This is a genomic window from Aliiglaciecola litoralis (assembly GCF_039523355.1).
In the GTDB taxonomy this organism is placed as follows: domain Bacteria; phylum Pseudomonadota; class Gammaproteobacteria; order Enterobacterales; family Alteromonadaceae; genus Aliiglaciecola; species Aliiglaciecola litoralis.
The window spans coordinates 185,450-202,195 of sequence record NZ_BAAAFD010000003.1; the positions used below are offsets into that span (position 1 = coordinate 185,450).

Consider the following 16,746-nt stretch of genomic DNA (forward strand, 5'->3'; position numbering starts at 1 on the left):
TGCCCTATTCCAGCCCTTTAAGGAAGTGATAAATTTCCACTTGAGAGCGCAATTTTTTACGATTTCCGCGACGAACATAGCGGTTGGTCTGATCCGCATCAATGACTCTAGCCTTTAGGGTGTCCTTAAGCTGAATGCCTACAATCTGAATAATGCGCTGTTTTAAATCTTCATCGTAAACGGGACAACCCACTTCAATGCGGTTATCCATATTTCTAGCCATCCAATCGGCTGAGGAGATGATCACCTTGGGATTGCCCGCATTTTGGAAAATCATTACCCGAGGATGCTCTAAAAATCGATCGACTATGCTGGTAATGAATATATTTTCACTCATACCTTTGACATTCGGGATCAAAGAACACATGCCGCGCACAATCGCCTGCACTTTAACGCCAGCCTGACTAGCCCTATACAAATCATCAATAAGTTCAGCGTCAACGAGGTTATTTAACTTAAGCGTTATACCCGAAGGCAATCCTTGAATCGCATTTTGAATTTCCTGACGTACTAAAATCTGGATCTTAGTACGGGCATTTAACGGTGATACCTGAAGATGCTGAAACTTATTCCGGCGATAAGGCAATTGGATCAGATCGAAGACCCAAATGGCCTCTTGTGCTAACTCCTCGTTGCGAGTAAACAGACTAAAGTCAGTGTAAATTTTAGCGGTCTTTTCGTTGAAGTTGCCGGTTCCAAAGTGGGAATAGTGCACCAATTCCCCTTTTTCTTCTCGACTGACCACGCACAATTTACTGTGTATTTTAAACGAAGGAGAACCCAGCACCACACGAATACCCGCATCGGTCATGGTTTTAGACCACTCGATATTGGCTTCCTCATCAAAGCGCGCGCGCAATTCAACCACCACGGTTACTGTTTTGCCATTATCCACGGCATCAATCAGTGAGCTGACGATCCTTGACTTATTTGCGACGCGATAGATGTTTAAGCGGATATGCTTAACACTAGGATCAAACGCAGCTTGACGGACAAATTCGGTAAAATGCAAAAACCGATGATACGGGTAGTACAATAAAATATCTTTGTGGCTGATGGCATCGAATACGGTATCAAATTCAGTAAATACACGGGAGCTAATAGCGGGTAAGGGAGTATTTTCCAGATAAGCTCTGCCGACATTGGGAAAGCCAATAAAGTCTTTGAAGTTACGATAAGCCCCGCCAGCCAGCAAACTGTCGAAGGACGAAATTTTCAAACGTTTACGCAGGTTTTTAATCATGTCCATTGGCATATCTGCATCATAAATTACCCGCACAGGCTCTGCGATAAGCCTTTGCTTCATGCTTTCCGACATCTTCTCCACGAAACTTTCATCAATTTCGTCATTGATTGAATATTCTGAATCTCGGGTTACTTTAAATGAGTAGGCTTCGAGCTCATCAAATTCAACGAACCCTTTAAAAATGATGTCTAAACATAGCTGAATGACATCATCGATGAGAATAATGTGCTTTTTCTTGCGCGATTTTTCTGGCGGGATAAGAATAAATCGCGACATAGCCTCAGTCGGCAATTCAATGGTGGCATATTTAGTGGCCCGATCTTTTTTATGGATAGCCACATACAGATAAGTACCGAAGTCATTAAGTCGGTGGACCAAATCGACCTTTTTATGGATCAGGATAGGCGCAATGTGGCGAAGAATTTTATTGCGAAAATAATCGATTAACCACGTTCGCTGAAAGTCCGTGAGCGCGTTTTTGTCAATTAAATAAATATTGTAGCGTGTTAAGCCTTTGACAATTTCGTCATAAATCTTTTCAAACGATTCGGTCATGACGATAACTTTTTGCTGAATTTGCTCCATTAACTCTTTGGTTTTCTGGGCGGCTTCTTCATTTCCTTCATCTAAAAAGATGTATATTTGGCGCTTAACTTCAGCTACTCGGACCCGATAAAACTCATCCATGTTACTAGAGTAGATACCCAAGAAACGAATGCGTTCTACAATGGGGTTATTCTTGTCTGCCGCTTCTTGTAAAACACGTTGGTTAAACGACAGCCAACTGAGTTCTTTAGGATAATAAAGTTGGTCTTGCTGCATGGATTACGAACCCTTTTAAATTACGTTCATTGGCCCGATGGTTCGAGTTGAAAATGGTCAGTTAATTCTGGTTGCGAATGACTCAGCGCAGTTCAATATCGACAACCAAATCATTAGCGATATCTTCTAACGCGTCGGATAAAACATCTAAATCAAATTCCGCAGGAATAGCTATAACTGCGTGAGCTTTAAACAGCAAACTTCCCCAATTTGGCGCGCTTTCACAGCTGGACTCGAATTTCATAATATTGAGATTAAACCGATTCAGCGTTGTGGTTAATTCTTGCACTATTCCGGTTTTATCGTTACCCATGATATCTATCTCAGCAACCTCGAAATCATCTTTATCCATTTCTTCGACACTGACTGAGTGAATAGTAAGATGAGGGTGTTGTTGTAAGAAATTAATTAACTCTTGTTGGTTTTCCGGTGGCACTTCAACTTGTGCAAAGCCAGCAAAGTGGCCCGCCATATAGGATAGGTTGCTCGCTAACCAATTACCGTTAAGGGTGTAAACCTTTTGTGCTAACGATTCTACAAGTCCGGGTTTGTCTTTTCCTATCAAGGTTAAGATCATTGCTTTCATTCACATAATCCTGTTTTACGATTGATACTTCTAGCATAGCGTATTGCACCACTTGTGGATCAACTAATCGATTGTTTTTAACCACTTTTATTAATTTTTATTCGCTTGTCACTTATTCTGTGTGGTTTTATTCAAATGGGTAGGGAAGTTACCCATTCCTCCCACTTGTATAACGAAATTATCGTTGGGTAAAACCGAGAACGACTCTCTTTCACAGTGACTAAAATGCAACGAAATACTGATGATTTTGCAATCTGATTCAACCTATTTTGAGTCTCACTGCGCTTTGTACGTGTTGGCGAACGTGGGGAAAGTGTCACCCGAAAGCGCCTTTATAGCGTTCGAATAAAACCTAGTTAATATACTTAAGGTTCTGTTTTAAAAGTAATTTAAATGAGATGTCTAGAGGCGATTCTAGCGATAAAAGCTAGCTGGTTTGTTTACCCAAACACTGTCACAAAAAATTCATATAAACTGCTATGCCTTTCCAGTATCATAATTTCAGTTTTTATTGGCTCAACTAAACTTATGAAGTGAAAAATTATGCCTTCTAACTCATTTCTTGGCGTATTTGCCAAGTCACCACTTAAGCCACTCGAAGACCATATCAACTTGGTTAATGAGTGCGCTCAGTTACTCACGCCGTTTTTTGAACGTGTCTACCAACTAGATTGGGCAGGCGCGGAAGAAATCCGAAAAGAAATTTCTAAGCTTGAAAAACAAGCTGATGACATTAAACGTGATCTTCGTACTAACTTGCCGTCAGGTTTGTTTATGCCGATCAATCGACAAGACATTTTGTCGTTATTGACCGAGCAAGATAAATTGGCCAACAAAGCAAAAGACATTGCCGGTCGAACCATTGGCAGAGAATTACAAGTTCCTGAACCATTGCATCAATCGTTTAAAGAATATCTCGCGCGTTGTTTAGAAGCGAGTAATCAGGCCAAAACTGCAATTAATGAATTGGACGAGTTGCTCGAAGCTGGATTTAGAGGCCGAGAAGTCAATCTAGTGGAAAAAATGATCGAAAAGCTAGACGCTATCGAGGACGACACGGATAGCCTGCAAATTCATTTGCGTAAAGGACTAATGAATATTGAAGCACAGCTCAACCCAGTAGACGTGATGTTTTTATACAAAACGATCGAGTGGGTTGGAGAATTGGCTGACGTCGCTGAGCGCGTTGGTTCTAGACTTGAAATGATGTTACCGGGTTAAGGGCGAATCTCTATGGATATTATCAATACTTACGGGCTCGTTCTGATCGTTGTAGCAGCGGCGGTTGGCTTTTTAATGGCTTGGGGCGTAGGGGCAAATGATGTCGCTAATGCCATGGGTACCTCAGTAGGTTCCAAAGCGTTAACCATTAAACAAGCGATCTTTATCGCCATGATCTTTGAATTCGCCGGTGCTTACTTAGCCGGTGGCGAAGTCACAGCAACCATCCGCAAAGGTATTATCGACTCAGCATACTTTATTGACACGCCTGAGCTCTTAGTCTTTGGCATGATAGCGGCCTTGCTATCAGCTGGTATTTGGCTTGCGGTCGCATCCTATCTGGGCTGGCCAGTCTCTACCACGCACTCAATTATAGGTGCGATTGTCGGCTTTGCTGCAGTAGGAGTCAGTGCTGATTCTGTTGAGTGGGCTAAAGTAGGGGGTATCGTTGGAAGTTGGGTAATTACACCCGCGATCTCAGGTACGATTGCCTATTTGATTTTTATGAGCGCACAAAAGCTTATTTTTGATACCGATAAACCTTTTAAAAGCGCTAAGCGTTATGTGCCCTTTTACATGGCACTTGCGGGTTTTGTAATGGTACTGGTGACCATTAAGAAAGGCCTGAAACACGTCGGTTTAGAAATAGGCACTATGGATGGTTATTTAATTTCTATTGGTGTTGCAGTGGGCGTGGGGATTTTAGGTCGACTTTACATCAACCGCATTAAGTTTGATGAGTCCTTAGACCGTTCTATGCATTACACCAATGTGGAAAAAATCTTCGCCATATTAATGGTAGTGACCGCGTGTTGTATGGCCTTTGCTCATGGTTCTAACGATGTTGCAAACGCGATTGGTCCACTAGCTGCGGTTGTGTCTGTGGTCAATAACGGCGGCGAGATCGTCGCCAAAACGCCATTGGTTTGGTGGATATTGCCATTGGGCGCTTTCGGTATTGTTTCGGGTTTGGCGCTTTTTGGCCACCGTGTTATTCGCACTATCGGTAAGGGCATAACGCACCTTACTCCAAGTCGTGGTTTTGCCGCTGAATTGGCTGCTGCTTCGACTGTTGTTATTGCATCAGGTTCAGGCTTGCCAATCTCAACAACACAAACCTTAGTCGGTGCTGTGTTAGGTGTGGGAATGGCAAGAGGTATTGCGGCACTGAATTTGGGAGTGGTTAGAAACATTGTGGTCTCATGGATCATTACACTACCCGCCGGTGCAGCACTGTCGATAGTGTTCTTCTACATTCTCAAAGCCGTTTTTGTAGTCTAGACCGCGTAAAGGTAACGCGATAAGTCGCAACCTGTGCGTAATCGAATTAACTGAGCCTCCTTTTGGAGGCTCTTTTTTTTAGTACACTAAAGTGGCGAAATGTTAGTAGCCAATTCCCCACAGCATCTGATTGTTTTAAATCGTCACTTATAGCCTCATCTAACGCGAACTTTAGACATTGGCCTTGCTGGGCTCCTCTTAGTTGCAATTACAGTCGTATAGGCTTCTTGGTGCAATGCGCAAAGACCCTTAGCAGCAGATATCATATTTTGAAAAACTGATTTAAACTGGCAATTACAATCTATTTACTAGAAGCATAATGATGAAATGGCCAAACCTTAAACACTTACATTACTTAGTAACTTTGCATCAAGTACAGCACTTCAATAAAGCAGCACAGCAATGCCATGTTAGTCAGTCTACCTTGAGCACAGCGATTCAAAACCTCGAAGAGCAATTTGGCTGTCAATTGCTAGAGCGGGATCACAAAACCTTTGTCTTTACGCCATTTGGTTTGGAGTTGGTAGCGCGAAGTAAGACATTATTGAACGATGTGAATGAGCTGGTGGATTTTGCTCAGACCTCCGGAAATTGGCAAGCGGGTAAATTGAAGTTGGGGGTTATCCCAACCATCGCCCCCTTTATTTTCGAAGGGGTAATAACCACAGTTAACAGCAATTTCCCTGAATTACAGTTACAACTTCAAGAAGATACCACCGAAAATTTACTTCACCAACTAACCGAAGGTGAGCTTGATCTGCTGATTCTTGCGCTGCCGATGGAAACACCGGGTTGTAAGCAATTGGTTATTGGTCATGATCCTTTTCATTTGATTGCGCACAGTGAGCTAGTTGATACCTTACCGCAGCCAATGGATGTTTCAGCGATGCCCAAACACAGTATATTTCTACTGCAAAAAGAGCATTGTATGACGGGGCATGCCGTCAGTGCGTGTGGATTGCAACATTCTGAACAAGTTAGCTCGCTGGCCGCTTCTAGTCTTTACACTTTGGTGCAACTAGCCAATAGCAAATTGGGTTTTACCTTTATGCCGGAGCTAGCAATAGAGAATCATATTCTGAGCACATCGCAACTTGTTTCTATGCCTGCAGAAGATAACGCCTTTCGTGAAATCGGCTTGGTTTGGCGCTCTGGGACTACCCGAGTCAGGTTGTTTAGAAAGCTGGCGGAGCTGTTTTCTCCGTTGATGCCGATCCCGACAATAAAAAAATAATAAAAATTTAGAACTATTTTCAGCTCCTTCTCGACATTATTAACAAGCTAACAATTGGAAAGCTAAAACGTGTTTGAAAAAAGCGATGAGCAACTAATTGCCAAAGCGTTAAACGGTAACAAGCGAGCATGGTTAAATTTGATTAAACGCTATGAAATGCAAGTGTATAACTACGGCATTCGCATGACTGGCACTCGCGAAGATGCGCTAGATCTTATGCAAGAAGTGTTTATCTCAGTGTTTCGCAATTTAAGTAATTACCGTGGTGATGGCAGTTTTAAAAGCTGGTTATTTAAAATAGCGCATTTTCGCTGTATTGAATTTTATCGGCGAAAGCGACCTAACCAAGCCTTAGATGATGCGCCCGAATTAGTTTCGCCCGGGCTTGGACAGGAGTCTGTTTTAGTGGCGTCACAAGACGCGTCTCTTTTGGTCAGTGCCATGCAGCAACTCCCTTTATCGCAAAAAGCAGTGGTTGAATTAAAATTTTTTGGTCAGTTTACATTCGACGAAATAGCCGAGCAGTTGGGGATTTCTTCAAATACCGCCAAGTCTCAGTTATACAGCGCGTTGGCCAAGTTAAAAAACCTTTTGGAGGTGGAATATGTCTAATCCCACATCACGTAATGAAGCGCATGCTACCTTATTGGCAGCGTGGATGGAAAACAGTCTTAGCGAGGAACAACGACAGCAGTTTGAATCCTTGTGTGCTCAAGATGCGGACTTCGCCGCTCAAGTACAGGTAGCAAATCAGATTGGTTTACAGGCTCAAGATTATCAACCTCAGACACCACCAAACTGGAATAAACAGGCAACTTATCATTTTCAACCTGAACGTAAATGGTGGCATTGGCAAGGGCTGCCGGTATTTTCAACGGCCCTGTCAGTTTTAGCGATTGTGTTAGTGGTCAGTGGTTTTGAAGTGCGCTTTGAAGATGACGCCATGACCTTTAGTTTTAACCGTTCGCAACCCAATATTGATCAAGTGGTTGAGCAGAAACTGGCGGAATTTAGTCAACAGCAACAGCTGGTAATGAATTCCTACGCTAAATCATTGCAAGAGCAACAATTGGCCACCAGTACTCAGCTTACTAACTATTTATTGGCGTCTAGCAGACAAGAGCGTAAAGAAGACTTTGGCGAATTAATTAAATTTATCAATGAGCAACGCAACGACGATCAGCTGTTCTTTGCAAGACAGCTCAATCAATTACAACAAGAATTATACGACACGCCGGCTACGGCTGGTTGGTCGGGTCAATCTCGACCCACCGATTTGAATATGAATAAGTAGGGGATCTTAAAATGAACTATGTCACTAATATGCAAAGATTTAAAACATCACGCAAGTCAATACCGAGTAAAGGTTTGCTATTTAGCGCAATAGCCACTGTTTTTTTAGGGTTATCGACGACTCCAACACACGCTAAAACTGACGTTCAAGCGCTAAGCAGCGAGTTGGAGATAATGACCAACATTATGCGCACCGCATTATCTCAAGGCAGTGATCAGAATGCGTATAAAGTACGTCGCTTAGAGGTGACCTATTTGGCTGGTCAGGGCGTGGTATTTGATGTTGATACGTCTTCAGGTGGTCGTCAGGTGTTTTTCGAGTTTAGCGATATGCATGAATTTCGGGTGCCACCGATACCACCGATACCAGCTATCGCTGGCGAGGAGCAAGAGTTTATCTTTGAGTTTTCTGATGAAGACTGGCAAGACACTGTCGAAGATGCCGTTGAGCAGGCGCACGAAGCAATGGAAGAAGCAAGAGAAAGGCTACGCGACTTGCGTCACAGAGACCGCGACTTTGCTTTCCAATTACGCGATGCTCAGCGGCAGTTAAGGGATCTTGAATTTGAGCTGCGCACCGCTGATAAAGAGCGCGCAACTGAATTGAAGAATCAGCAAAAACAGCTTGAAAAAGACATCGCCAAACTGAAATCACAACAAGCGGAAGTTGAAAAGACGGCGCAGAAATTAGAGCAACAACAAAAACAAAAGGCGGCCAAAAAACGCCAGATCCAGCAACAGCAACACAGCGCGTTTATCAGTCAGTTTGAGACCAACGTATCCAACACACTATGTAAGTATGGTAATGGGTTGGCTGCTTTGGACAGTGACGAACATGTCAGCTTTATACTGGCAAATTTCGCACAGACTGATAGGTCGAATAAGCAAGACAAGATATATGTATTTCAAAACAAAGACATTCAGTCTTGTGTCAAAGGCAAGTTCAGCGCAAAACAACTGTTAGAAAAGTCGGTAAATTATAGCTTTTAATAAGCACCGCCTCAGCACTTGCCAGTGTTGAGGCGTTTTGTGTCCAGAACCTTGGATAATTATTGCCAACACTTTTATAAATTTCACAGTTCTACCGTAATCTGCATTTAAATCACCGTTTTAATCACTTTTGCATCCTCATACTATTCATTGTTTCATGACTTTTGAGACACAAAACGCTAAGCTTGTTGTTATAAAGTCTCCTGACTACCAATCTTTCAATGACTTGGGTTTAGAGGACGGAGTGCAAACAATATATGACTGGATTTTTAAATGACAAAAAACGTCGTGATAAGTGGTTCTGGGCTGTGGACGCCTGAACATAGTATTTCCAATGCCGAATTAGTGGAAAGCTACAATCAGTACGCTAGTAAGTTTAATCAAGAAAATAGCAAGGCGATTGAAGCTGGAGAAATCGTGGCAAAGCCATACTCAAGTGCCGAGTTTGTTGAAAAGGCTTCGGGCATTAAGAGTCGACATGTTTATGTTAAAGAGGGCGTGTTAGACGTAAATCGAATGCGCCCTAAGATCCCAGAACGCAGTGATGACGAGCTTTCTCATCAAGCTGAAATTGCGCTGCATGCAGCCAAAAAAGCACTAAAGGCAGCAAACAAAAAAGCCTCAGATATTGACGCTGTGATTGTGTCTTGTGCGTACACACAGCGCTCCTATCCAGCCATCGCGATTGAAGTTCAAGGTGCTTTAGGCATCAAAGGCTTTGGTTTTGATATGTTGGTCGCCTGCTCAGCAGCAACATTTGGCGTACACCGTGCCTATGAAATGATCGCCGCTGAAACCGCAAAATGTGTGTTGGTGATTAATCCTGAGCTAGTATCACCACAAATAAACTATACCGACAGAGACAGCCACTTTATCTTTGGCGATGTGGCAACTGCGATGGTAATTGAACATCAAAGCACCGCTACTGGCGCACACCAATTTGACATTCTCAGTACCAAAGCAGTAACGGATTATTCCAATAATATTCGTTCTAATTTTGGCTATATGAGTCGTGCTTTCGATACCTCACCTTATGGTGCGGATAAATTATTTCATCAAGAAGGCCGTAAAGTATTCAAAGAAGTGTGTCCGATGGCGGCCGCCCACATTGCGGCTCACTTGCAGCGCCATGAGCTAACCCCGCAAGACGTGACACGCTGGTGGTTGCATCAGGCCAATATCAATATGAATACGCTGATCACTAAAAAATTACTTGGCAGAGAGGCAAAGCCGGGTGAAGCGCCGATCGTGCTAGATCGATACGCTAACACGGCGTCTGCTGGTTCTATCATTGCATTTCATCTGCATCATCAAGACTTAGCTGCGGGCGATTACGGATTGATTTGTTCCTTTGGAGCCGGTTATTCCATCGGCAGCATGGTTGTGAAAAAACGTTAGTCAATAAATCCTACATTTAATAAAAGGGTACTTGCTCTATCATGATTGCAGACATAGGATTTGTGCTAAGTACGGCCAGCTACAGCTTATTATTACTGTTACTGTTCACCGTACGCAAAGCAGGACTGGCTAAATACCTACTGATCTTAGCGACTGCCGGTACAGCCTGCTGGTCGCTATTTCATATCAACTCGCTGTTTGGCGCAGTGAATATTCAGCAGCTATTTTTGTTTGATACCATCAAGCAAAGCATCTGGTTAATTTTTCTGTTGTCTTGCATCAATACTGATTTTCGCAGTCTTAATGAGGTTCTCGCCAAACCCTTTTCAATGGTCATGTTAGCGATCCCCATTATTGCAGTTGTTGCTCCGCTGTTTTTACCCATCGCATTAACCTGGCGGTTTATGGCGCATACCATTATTGCGTTGCAAGCCTTGGTCATTCTAGAACTCATCTATCGCCAAGCCGGTGAAAGTCGCTGGGCGTACAAGCCGCTGGTGCTATATTTAGGGGCGACTAATCTGTTTGAATTTGTGACCTTCGCCAATGCCACTATGGTGGGGAATCTCGAGGTCAATTACATCGCTGCTAGAGGTTATATCTACACGGCTTTGTTGCCTCTGTTGGTACTGGCCATCAGACGCATCAAACATTGGGGAGTCGATATATTCATCTCTCGCGAAATTGTTCTGCACAGTTCGTTATTGATGGTTGCCGGTGCTTACTTATTTGTCATGGCAATGGCCGGTTATTTTGTAAAATACATCGGTGGCGAATGGGGAGCGACGATACAAATCCTGTTAATTGTCCTGTCCACTGTGCTGCTAATGACGTTGTTTTTATCCAATAGTTTGCGGGTAAAAATACGCGTATTTATTACCAAACACTTTTTTGCCAATCAGTTCGATTATCGGATTGAGTGGCTAAAGCTAACGGAAGCCTTACCTTTAAACGAGTCGAATATCTCGGAGGTATATCACAATGCGCTTAACGGGCTTATACAGGCAATTGAATACGATGATGGCCTATTGCTTAAAAAAGAAGGGCAACACCTAGTTATAAAAGCACAAAATGATCACGATGAGCTAACCCCAAGGGAATGGCAGATATTGCACGAGCTAGCCAGCTATTGTGAACAAAAAGACTGGATCATTGATATTGAGGAATTGCGCTATAAACCTTTCGTGTATGAGGGGCTAAAAGTTAATCACGCGTTATTGAATGAATGTTCATTTCAACTGGTTATGCCTATTTATAAATCGGAACAGTTATGGGGCATGGCGGTGTTAAATGGTCATGAATCAACGCGAAAACTCAATTGGGAGCTGCGAGATTATTTATCCGCAGTGCGGGCGCAGGTTTCCAGCTATTTGTTTCACAATGAAGCGGGCAAAGAAGTGGCTGAGAATGCTCAGTTTGCGGCTTTTAATCGCATGTCTGCTTTTGTGTTACACGATTTGAAAAATGTATTGGCGCAAATTGATCTGATTTTAGCCAATGCAGAACAGCACAAAAATAACCCTGAATTCATTGAAGACACCTTCGAGACCCTGAAACACACCAAAGCACGCATGGATAAAATGCTTCGCCAATTAACCGATAAAAAGGAAGTGCAGCAAAGCAGTGAGAAAATTGTCAATGTGTCTCGCAGCTTAAATAATGTCATTGTTAAAAAGTGTGCAGGAAATTTACCGGTACCCAGATTAATCGTGATTGATGAAAAACAACTGGTGATCGATGAGGAAAAATTCTGTAATGTAATGTATCACTTAATTAGTAATGCACAGCAAGCTACCTCTGACACCGGCACGGTTACTATCACTGTTGATCTGAGTGTCGATCACGCTTTTGTCATTGTAACCATCGCCGACACAGGTGAGGGCATGAGCCAAGAGTTTATAGACACAAGATTATTTAAACCCTTTGATACAACCAAAGGCAACGCTGGAATGGGCATCGGGGCATATGATGCGAAAAGCTTCGTTGAAAAAATTGGTGGTAGTATAAAGGTTGAAAGTGAGCAAAATAAGGGCTCAGTGTTTACACTGAGCTTTCCTGCACAATAATAATAAACTAACAGGAACCGATAGCCGTGGATAGAATATTAGTAGTTGATGACGATTTAGGCATTCAAAAGCAGTTGAAATGGAGTTTAAGCGAATATGAAGTTGTATTTGCCGAAGATCGACAATCAGCCATTAACCAATTAAGACGATATGAGCCAACGGTCGTTACCTTGGATTTAGGTCTACCGCCTGATCCGGCTAATGCGTCCGAGGGACTTGCTGCGTTAGAAGAAATTCTCAGTTTAGCGCCTCAGACCAAAGTGATAGTGGTCACCGGTAATAATGACAAAGACAATGCGTTAAAAGCCATTGCGCTAGGTGCCTATGATTTTTATCAGAAGCCGATCGATTCCGATACGATCCAAATATTGATCAACAGAGCTGCCAACCTCTACAAGTTAGAACAAGAAAACCGTCAGTTAGCAAAAAGCTCATCATCGATGAGTAAAATCATCGGTAACAGTGAGTCAATTCAGCAAGTTAGTCGCAAAGCGGAAAAGATTGCACAGACCGACATTAGCACCTTATTGTTAGGTGAAAGTGGAACGGGTAAAGAAGTGTTTGCCCGTAGTATCCATGACCATAGTCTGCGTAAAGACAAAAATTTTGTTGCTATCAACTGTGCTTCTATCCCTGAAAACTTGCTTGAAAGTGAATTGTTTGGTTATGAAAAAGGGGCCTTTACGGGAGCCAATAAAACCACGCCAGGTAAAATAGAAACGGCTCAAGGCGGTACTTTGTTTCTTGATGAAATAGGCGATATGCCACTGGGTTTGCAAGCTAAAATGTTGCGCTTCTTGCAAGAACGCGTGATCGAGCGAGTCGGTGGACGTAGTGAAATTCCAGTCGATATCCGCGTGATTTGCGCCACCCACCGCAACCTTCAAGACATGGTGAGCGAACAAACTTTCCGTGAAGACCTGTTTTATCGGGTCGGTGAAATTATCATTAAAATTCCACCACTTAGGGATCGAGAAAATGACGTGGTGTTGCTAGCCAAAACCTTTTTGAATCAATACAACGAAGAGTTTGGTACTAAGGTCAAAGGACTCAGCGACGGTGCTATCAAAGCGATGTTACAGCATCATTGGAAAGGTAATATTCGCGAGTTACAAAACAAATTGAAATCAGCGGTTATTCTGGCCGAGGGAAGTACCATCCAAGCTGATGATTTGGGCTTGGTGTACCGTGAAGATGGTGATACTGGCGAGAGCCTAAATTTGCGCGAAGTGCGCGAGCAAGCTGAAAGTAGAGCGATTCGCCGTGCCTATTTTCAATCAGAAAAGAATATGTCACGTACCGCAGAGTTGCTTGGGGTAACGCGTCCAACTTTATATTCACTGATTGACAAATATCATCTGGATGACATAAAAACAGGAGCCTAAGGCTCCTGTTTGCTGTTGCTTTGCGTATATCTATCTCAAGTTCAGGTTACTTAGACCAAACTAGTTCTTTGAAGTGTTTACGACACATTGACTCATAGCTGTCGTTACCACCTACTTGCACTTGAGCTCCATGATTCACAGGTGCTCCGGTGTCATCTCTGCGCACCACAAAGCTGGCTTTACGACCACAGTAGCAGACAGTTTTTAATTCAATCATTTTGTCGGCCCAAGCGAGTAAATGGTGACTGCCTTCAAACGTCTCTCCTAGAAAGTCAGTGCGCAAGCCATAAGCCAACACTGGAATATCTAAATTATCAACCACGTCAGTAAGTTGCATTACTTGTAGTTTTGATAAAAATTGCGCTTCATCAATGAACACACAATCAATTTTGCCAGTGTTAGCAAGGGTATCGATAGCGTCAAACATATCACTTTGCTCGTTGAACAAATGGGCGTTAGCTTGCAGGCCAATGCGAGAAGCAACTTTACCTTGACCAAATCGGTCGTCCAGCGCCGCTGTGAAAATTTCAGCCCGCATTCCGCGTTCTTGATAGTTGTATGCCGATTGAAGAAGAGACGTTGATTTACCGGCGTTCATTGCAGAATAATAGAAGTATAACTGGGCCATTGCTTGGACTCTTAGTATTAAAACGCTGTATTGTGCCGATTTTCTGCTCGGAAATAAAATAAAAAGCCAATACAACAGGCAAGCCTATTTTTAGTTATGCCTTAATAATATTGAAATGGCGGCTAATATTCGCTAGTTAACCTGAGCACTGAATAATCAGTGTCCCTCAATAATGCCCTTTTTACGCTCATTTGCGTTGAGTTTTCTAGCAATAGACCAGCTATTACTTACGAAAACTCGCTTTTACTTATCCTCAATAACACTTTGAAATAGTAATGTAATATTCAATCGCTCAACACATACTATCCAGAGTTCAGGTTAGTTAATCGAAATAACTTGGCTGTTTAGTTTTTCCACCCAAATACGCAAATCGTCGTTTCTCATCGGTTTTGCAAAAAGGAAGCCTTGCAAATAATCGACACCCATTTCGTCCATTCGTTGTGCTTCGAGTTCGGTTTCAATACCTTCTGCAACTGTCTGGCTACCGAATTGATTGGCGATAAACATAGTCGCTTTAATAATAGCTTCTCCGCCCTCATCAATATTTTGTACAAAAGAACGATCTATTTTGACGGTATCGAAATTCAACGTTTGTAATTGGCTTAAGGACGAATAGCCAGTACCAAAATCGTCGATTGACACTTGCACGTCGCGGGCTTTAATTGCATCTAGTTGTGCCCTAACTTTGCCCTTATTATCGGCAAACATTGATTCGGTAATTTCTAGATGGAGCCTTTGTGGTGGAAGCTTGCTGGTTTTTAATGCTTTGTCGAGGATATGAATAAAATCATCGTCCATCAGCTGAATAATCGAGACATTGACTGATACTGAAGCATTGGGGCTGTGTTGCCATTGGCTGGCGTCAATACACGCCCGATTCAACACCCACGCGCCAATGTCGTGAATTAAACCTGATTGTTCGGCAAGCGGTATAAAAATATCCGGATTCACTAAATCACCATTAAAATCCCATCGTAACAATGCCTCAAAAGACCAAGGAATTTTACTTTTGCAACACACAATGGGCTGATAACACACATATAATTGCTTTTTATCTATGGCTTCTTGCAGACCATCACGCAAATTCTCCACATGTTTAAGACTTTGGAATAAGTCATGAGTAAACATGCGAGGCTCGCTAAGGTGTAGCTTCTTCTGCTCGAACATCGCAAAATCCGCTAATTGGATCAGTTCAGTCTCATTTTTGGTGTGCTCAGGTAGCATGGCCACCCCTATGGTCGCGGTCAAATGCAGCTGATTCGACATCACGTCCAATGGTTGCGATATTCGGGCGAGCAGGGCATTGGCAACCGACATGGCTGTTTCGTGATTCGCGTAAGGCAGTAACATCAAAAATTCGTCTCCGCCCCAACGTCCTGCTTTATAATCTGTGGCAAATGCGCGAAGTCGGCTAGCGATTTCGACCAAGACAGCATCGCCCACCTTATGACCCAAAGTATCGTTTATTTTCTTGAAACCATTTAGGTCAATGAACAACAATGCAATCGAATGGCCTCGGTTAATACTCGCTTTTGCTGTTTTTTGTAATTGTTCGATAAAAGCAGCTCGATTATAAAGCTGAGTCAGGGGATCGAGACTCGACAAGGCGCGTATTTCAGCGGTGCGACGTTCCACTTCTTTTTCTAGTGAATTATTAGCCTCATTGAGTCGCTCATAGGCGTCAGTTAGTTGGTGATGGACATCATCAACTTGGGCCAATTCGTCATGCATGGTTGCCACCAAATGACTATTTTCATTTCGTAAATTGATCGTGTCTATCATCAAATTTGCTGCGCGTAATCCTGAGATAGCGATGGCAACGCAAAACATGAGTCCTAAAATACCTAGATATAAATGGTCATCTATGTCAGAAAAGATTGCCATACTTGATACAGGTGCTAACAACAATATAACGAACAATACTGCCGCGAGTCGGTGTCCTGACAAGATGGAGTTTGAACCACCTGCAAGGCTACATAAAATTGCTAATGTGGCAGCAAACTCACTGGTGCCCATAGTGTCGTAGAATCCAACTGAGAACACGCTCCATAATAAGGCAGTTGCAATAGCCCCTAAAACAATGCGGTTGAGTGCGGCTTGCCCATCAAACTCAGAATTACGCAGTTTGAAATACCAGTAAAGGCTGTCAAGAATTCTAACTAATATCAGCGCAGACATTGCCAAAAACCATATCAATTTTAGGCTAAATGTGTTTTGAGATGAAAAGCCAAAAACCAAAAATGCAGCCGAAATAAAGCTTCCAAACATGCCTATCATGATATTGGAATACATGACTTTCGCCGTGTCACGTAAATTGGCTTGGTTCACTGTGTGTTTTTTATTAATAGTAAGAATCCTAGTTAACGGCAGAAGAAGCGCGAGCTGTTACTCTTCTCATCTGATTATAATACAATTTTTCCAAAACAAAGCACAACCAAACATCAGGACTCAAGTATTTAATTTACTTATTAGCGTTAGCTGAACATCGATGGTTGGCCTCTTACCACTATTCAACGAATTGAACAGTGAGCTTGGTAGGCATTGTATTTTCAATAGGTATAAAAAGAGGTTGATATTGTGACCATTAAGCTTGCTC

13 protein-coding genes are annotated in these 16,746 nt (G+C 42.7%); 9 read left to right on the forward strand and 4 right to left on the reverse strand.

Annotated elements, in window-relative coordinates; genetic code table 11:
* Nucleotides 1-4 precede the first annotated feature (4 nt).
* Nucleotides 5-2,068: a polyphosphate kinase 1 gene (gene ppk1, locus ABD036_RS07840; protein WP_343858376.1), complete on the reverse strand. Its 2,064-nt coding sequence runs from the start codon at nucleotides 2,066-2,068 to the stop codon at nucleotides 5-7.
* A gap of 82 nt (nucleotides 2,069-2,150) precedes the next feature.
* Nucleotides 2,151-2,654 (reverse strand): glycine cleavage system transcriptional repressor, encoded by a 504-nt coding sequence (locus ABD036_RS07845; RefSeq protein WP_343858378.1) that lies wholly within the window; start codon nucleotides 2,652-2,654, stop codon nucleotides 2,151-2,153.
* 543 nt (nucleotides 2,655-3,197) lie between these two features.
* Here ABD036_RS07845 and ABD036_RS07850 point away from each other — a divergent pair.
* The 9 genes from ABD036_RS07850 (at nucleotide 3,198) to prsR (ending at nucleotide 13,522) form a co-directional block, all read left to right on the forward strand.
* Nucleotides 3,198-3,875: a TIGR00153 family protein gene (locus tag ABD036_RS07850; protein WP_343858381.1), complete on the forward strand. Its 678-nt coding sequence runs from the start codon at nucleotides 3,198-3,200 to the stop codon at nucleotides 3,873-3,875.
* Between the two features lie 12 nt (nucleotides 3,876-3,887).
* Nucleotides 3,888-5,156: an inorganic phosphate transporter gene (locus tag ABD036_RS07855; protein ID WP_343858383.1), complete on the forward strand. Its 1,269-nt coding sequence runs from the start codon at nucleotides 3,888-3,890 to the stop codon at nucleotides 5,154-5,156.
* A gap of 322 nt (nucleotides 5,157-5,478) precedes the next feature.
* Complete coding sequence (locus tag ABD036_RS07860) at nucleotides 5,479-6,390, forward strand: hydrogen peroxide-inducible genes activator (RefSeq protein ID WP_343858695.1); 912 nt, start codon at nucleotides 5,479-5,481, stop codon at nucleotides 6,388-6,390.
* 69 nt (nucleotides 6,391-6,459) lie between these two features.
* A complete protein-coding gene (locus ABD036_RS07865) occupies nucleotides 6,460-7,002 on the forward strand; it encodes an RNA polymerase sigma factor (protein WP_343858386.1) in 543 nt (180 codons plus the stop codon).
* Nucleotides 6,995-7,684 carry a hypothetical protein gene (locus tag ABD036_RS07870; RefSeq protein WP_343858389.1) on the forward strand — a complete coding sequence of 230 codons (690 nt, stop codon included), beginning with the start codon at nucleotides 6,995-6,997 and terminating at the stop codon, nucleotides 7,682-7,684. The genes ABD036_RS07865 and ABD036_RS07870 overlap by 8 nt, the downstream gene beginning before the upstream one ends.
* Nucleotides 7,685-7,695: 11 nt before the next feature.
* Nucleotides 7,696-8,673 carry a hypothetical protein gene (locus tag ABD036_RS07875; RefSeq protein WP_343858392.1) on the forward strand — a complete coding sequence of 326 codons (978 nt, stop codon included), beginning with the start codon at nucleotides 7,696-7,698 and terminating at the stop codon, nucleotides 8,671-8,673.
* A 273-nt stretch (nucleotides 8,674-8,946) separates the two neighbouring features.
* Nucleotides 8,947-10,071, forward strand: coding sequence for a beta-ketoacyl-ACP synthase III (locus tag ABD036_RS07880; protein ID WP_343858394.1), 1,125 nt, complete (start codon nucleotides 8,947-8,949; stop codon nucleotides 10,069-10,071).
* 41 nt (nucleotides 10,072-10,112) lie between these two features.
* Entirely contained in the window at nucleotides 10,113-12,137 is a 2,025-nt protein-coding gene (gene prsK / locus ABD036_RS07885; protein WP_343858397.1) for an XrtA/PEP-CTERM system histidine kinase PrsK, read from the forward strand.
* 26 nt (nucleotides 12,138-12,163) lie between these two features.
* Nucleotides 12,164-13,522, forward strand: coding sequence for a PEP-CTERM-box response regulator transcription factor (gene prsR / locus ABD036_RS07890; protein WP_343858400.1), 1,359 nt, complete (start codon nucleotides 12,164-12,166; stop codon nucleotides 13,520-13,522).
* A 46-nt stretch (nucleotides 13,523-13,568) separates the two neighbouring features.
* On the opposite strand, the gene ABD036_RS07895 is transcribed toward prsR, so the two are convergent.
* Nucleotides 13,569-14,150 (reverse strand): thymidine kinase, encoded by a 582-nt coding sequence (locus ABD036_RS07895; protein WP_343858401.1) that lies wholly within the window; start codon nucleotides 14,148-14,150, stop codon nucleotides 13,569-13,571.
* Between the two features lie 318 nt (nucleotides 14,151-14,468).
* A complete protein-coding gene (locus ABD036_RS07900) occupies nucleotides 14,469-16,478 on the reverse strand; it encodes a putative bifunctional diguanylate cyclase/phosphodiesterase (RefSeq protein ID WP_343858404.1) in 2,010 nt (669 codons plus the stop codon).
* Nucleotides 16,479-16,746: the final 268 nt, after the last annotated feature.

What these genes read in the sequence shown, in the direction of transcription:
- ppk1 (WP_343858376.1), bottom strand. Translation starts at nt 2,068, where the DNA reads ATGCAGCAAGACCAACTTTATTATCCTAAAGAACTCAGTTGGCTGTCG.
- ABD036_RS07845 (WP_343858378.1), bottom strand. Translation starts at nt 2,654, where the DNA reads ATGAAAGCAATGATCTTAACCTTGATAGGAAAAGACAAACCCGGACTT.
- ABD036_RS07850 (WP_343858381.1), top strand. Translation starts at nt 3,198, where the DNA reads ATGCCTTCTAACTCATTTCTTGGCGTATTTGCCAAGTCACCACTTAAG.
- ABD036_RS07855 (WP_343858383.1), top strand. Translation starts at nt 3,888, where the DNA reads ATGGATATTATCAATACTTACGGGCTCGTTCTGATCGTTGTAGCAGCG.
- ABD036_RS07860 (WP_343858695.1), top strand. Translation starts at nt 5,479, where the DNA reads ATGAAATGGCCAAACCTTAAACACTTACATTACTTAGTAACTTTGCAT.
- ABD036_RS07870 (WP_343858389.1), top strand. Translation starts at nt 6,995, where the DNA reads ATGTCTAATCCCACATCACGTAATGAAGCGCATGCTACCTTATTGGCA.
- ABD036_RS07875 (WP_343858392.1), top strand. Translation starts at nt 7,696, where the DNA reads ATGAACTATGTCACTAATATGCAAAGATTTAAAACATCACGCAAGTCA.
- ABD036_RS07880 (WP_343858394.1), top strand. Translation starts at nt 8,947, where the DNA reads ATGACAAAAAACGTCGTGATAAGTGGTTCTGGGCTGTGGACGCCTGAA.
- prsK (WP_343858397.1), top strand. Translation starts at nt 10,113, where the DNA reads ATGATTGCAGACATAGGATTTGTGCTAAGTACGGCCAGCTACAGCTTA.
- ABD036_RS07895 (WP_343858401.1), bottom strand. Translation starts at nt 14,150, where the DNA reads ATGGCCCAGTTATACTTCTATTATTCTGCAATGAACGCCGGTAAATCA.